The 4,221-nt window shown below is 36.4% G+C and carries 1 protein-coding gene; it reads right to left on the bottom strand.

All coding sequences use genetic code 11. From position 1 onward, the window contains the following. Positions 1-202: 202 nt before the first annotated feature. Positions 203-4,221 (bottom strand): right-handed parallel beta-helix repeat-containing protein (locus U9P79_04305; GenBank protein MEA2103849.1); only part of this gene is annotated, 4,019 nt, incomplete at its 5' end.

Genomic DNA, 4,221 nt, shown 5'->3' with positions numbered 1-4,221 from the left:
TACAAAGATGACACTTCTCCGAAGCTAAAAAATTAAAAAATGGATAAAACTCTCGACTCGGACGCCGTCTGTTGCGTTCGAGTGGGGATAAGTCCAAGCAGGACTTGGCTCGAAAGCATTTTTTTGCACGTGTTCGAAACCCGAGTCGTGTCGAAAAAGAATGACGCGACTCGAGTTTCTCAAATCAATTGTAATTATTAAATCACCGGATATAAATCATCTTTCGTATTTTATGAAAATTTTCATTTTGAGACTTCGCTTCCATCTTATAAAAATAAATTCCCGATCCAACTCGTTTTTTCATTTCGTTTGTACCATCCCAGTTTACAGAGAAACGTCCAGCCTGATAAGTTTCATCCGAAACGCTTTTCACTTTCTGCCCTCGAATGTTGTAAATAGCGATGTTTACTTCACTTATCACCGGTAACGAAAACGATATATTTGTACTCGCAGAAAACGGATTGGGAAAATTCTGCTTCATCCCAAAAACAAGCGGAATGGAAGCCGGATTATCTATTTCTTGCATTCCATATTCCCAAGCGCCCATATCAGGAGCAATTCCTTCATATTCCTCCGGTGTCATATCCACGATTACATTTCCTTGCCACTCAAAATACGGTATGCCGGCATCTATGCAGGGAGAATCTTCTTGCAGGGAAAAATCTTCTTGGGTAAGATTGCTGAATTGGGGAATAGAATCTATATTTCCTTCTAACCAATTAATTGTTGCATTTCCATAAGGATCTTCTATGTTTTCTTCACCATCCTTGATATCCGAATGTGATACTGTTAATTCACTATTCCACATAAGTTTTATTTGAGAAAGCGAATCATTCCAACAAATAGTATTTACAAAAACAACATCACTACTAGAAAACTCAACAGCACAGTTTGAATAAGATCCTGGGATATTTCCGGCTATAGTTGTATTAGATATGTGAATTTTACCACCATTACCAGAAAATCCACTAGCAGTATTGTCAGCAATATTATTGCAAATTTCACACTTATCGATCATAACGCAAATAGTATCCGCATAGGAAGAGCCCGAACAATACAAACCACCACCTTTATAGCCCGTATTATTATTCATTTTAACTTGATTAAGAGATAGGTTAATATATTCATTATATATTCCACCACCTTTGTAAGAGTGATTATTTATTACGTTCACATCTTCAACAAATATCGAATCATCATAAACGGAGGTCCAAGATGATCCCTGCATTCTGATTCCTCCTCCGTAGGAATTGTAAGCAATTCCACAATTTCCATTTTGAATTGTCATCTGTTGAATTTTGATATTATCAACTGAATTGCAGTATATCAATCTAGACAAATCAGCACCATCCAAAATAGTTGTTTCAGCACTTTCACCTTTGAAATTAATATGACTTTTTCCATAAATTGGAAAATCTTCGCCTGTGGTATTTTGAGAATAAGTTCCGGTTGCAAGATGAATCGTATGAGGATTAGATTCATTGGAAATAATTCGATCCATTGCAAAACTAATATTCTGGAAAGGTTCATCCGGTGATATACCGGAATTGCTATTCGAACCGGAGGGACTGATATAAATATCCTGATCTATTTGCTCGATCTTGCCATTCTGAATATCCATATTAAATTGATCAGGAGGGTACAAATGATAATTATCAGGATATAAAACTGTAAATGTATCTACAAAAACATCAATAATACCGGAATTATAATTATACAAATCTTTTGCAAAGTAATCCCAAGATGATATATCATTACAATATATATTTGATAAATCTTCTTGATCAAATATTGGAGTGGAATTATTGAAAAATATCCCTCCCCCGTCTGCATAAGAATAATTTTGGCAAACAGTTGTTGCCTTAAAGGTTGGATTTGAATTTTCCAAATACATTCCACCACCATTGTAATGAGCAGTATTTTGACGTACTATTACTCCATCAAAAATTGGATCAGAATTATTTAAATATAATCCACCACCGTGAGCTAAAGAACTATTTTGACAAATTGTTACTTCTTGCAAAGTTGCATCTGAGTTATTTAAAAATATACCACCACCGAAATTACTGGTATTATTAGTAGAGTTACTAAAAATTTTCAAATTATTCAATATCGGATCGCAGTTAGAAAAATATAAACCTCCCCCGTGTGAGCTGTAACCAGATCCACTATTTCCATTTTGGATTGTCATTTGTTGAATTCTGAAATTATTGACTGATTCGCAGTAAATCAATCTTGACAAATTGGAACCATCGAGAATTGTGTTTTCGCTGCTTGCGCCCTGTAAGTTAATATTAGCTTTTGCGTAAAGGGGAAAATCTTCACCGGTTATATCATGCGAATATATCCCGGGAGCGAGATGGATCGTATGCGGATTTAAATCATTGGAAACAACTCGTTCCATCGCATAAGAAATATTCTGAAAAGGATCAGCGGGTGATAAACCGGAATTGCCATTCGAACCGGAAGGATTGACATAAATATCCTGATCCAACTGTTTTATCTTGCTATGCTCCACATCCACATAAAATTGAGTGCGTGGATAAACATAATCTTGATTAGCAAATAAGACAGTAAAAGTATCTACAAAAACATTCACAATATCGTTTCCGTAAACGAATAGGTCTTTACCGAAATATTCGTGGGATGAGATTTCGTTATAATAGATATCGGAGAGGCTGTATTCATCGAATGTTGGCTCTGAAGCTTTAAAATATATGCCCCCCCCGTTTTCTTGAGCAAGATTGTGGCAAACCGTTACTTCCAAAAATATCGCATCCGAATGATCTAGGTAAATCCCACCGCCATCTTCATCAGTCTCATTATTTATTATTTTCAAATTATCGAGTGTCGGATTGCACCAAGAACAATATAATCCACCACCATTATCTGAATATCCGGAATTCCCATTCGTGATAGTGAAATTTTGCAGAACTACTTCATCCACAGCACAAATCATCCCTCTGGCGGTTTCCTCGGCATCGAGAACAGTTAAATTTTTATTTTCACCAATTATTGAAACATAATTTTTGCACCTAATAGGAAATATTTCTCCGGTTTGTGAGGGAGAATAAACTCCATTGGCGAGAAAAATCGAATGAGGATCATTTTCACCCGCTAAAATTTTCTGAAGGGCAAAACCAATCGTTTGCAAAGGTTCGGTGGAAGTGAGTCCGGTATTATTATTCGAGCCTTCGGGATTTACATATAAATCTGCTGAAACAGGCTCGATCTTCGCATTTTGAATATCAAAATTAAAATATGAGATTGGATTAGCATAGTAACCATCCGGTTCTAAAACCGAAAAAGTATCTACCACAATTTGGATAACATTGGATTGATCGGAAGCAAGATCATTACCCTCACTACTCTCTAAAGAATGATTATAGAAAATATTACAACGATTGTGCGGGTCAAAATCGGGATTACATTCATAAAAATATATTCCTCCCCCCTTTCCCGAACTGGTATTATTAAAAACAGAAACATTTGAAAAAGTTACCGGAGATTCCCTAAGATAAATTCCGCCCCCTTGTTTTGCCGAGTTGTTCTCAAATATGCAATTTGCGATATTTATATCGGAAGAACTGCGGATTTGCATTCCTCCCCCATAATACTGCGAATGATTATTAATAAAAGAAACGTTGCTTATATTAATTCCCGTTGCGCCAACACAGAATAATCCGCCAGCCCTATTCCATAATGAATTATAAGCGTTTTTCAAGGTCAGGTTTTGGAGAGAAAAGTTTTGAATGGAAAAACAATAAATTATGGATGAGAGTGCTTCTGCATTTAGTGTTGTAGATGCTTGGGAATTACCAATAATACTCAAATGCCCTTTCGCTTCCAACGGGAATATTTCGTTTGTAGCAGAGGGTGAATAGATCCCATCTGCAAGGTGAATTGTGAGCGGATTCAGGCTGTCCGGTGAAATCATTTCCAATGCAAGAGATAAGGATAAAAGCGGCTCTAATGCGGACAAACCGCTGTTACTGTTCGAGCCATTTGGACTGACATACAGATCTTCCTGCACAGAATCAACCAGTCCGTGTTGAATATCGAAAGTGAAATTTTCCAGAAGATACACCTGAGCAGCAGTCGGCACGAGAACGGTAAATGTATCTAAGATTACATTCAATATTTCACTCGGAGTGCCGTAGATATCATCAGAATGATTATCACTGGAGAAATTTTTATTTAAGTAAATATTAGATAAATTAT

Source organism: Candidatus Cloacimonadota bacterium, from assembly GCA_034661015.1.
Taxonomy (GTDB): domain Bacteria; phylum Cloacimonadota; class Cloacimonadia; order JGIOTU-2; family JGIOTU-2; genus JAYEKN01.
Note: the sequence above shows the minus strand (reverse complement) of the source record. Positions and strands in the feature narration are given on the sequence as shown.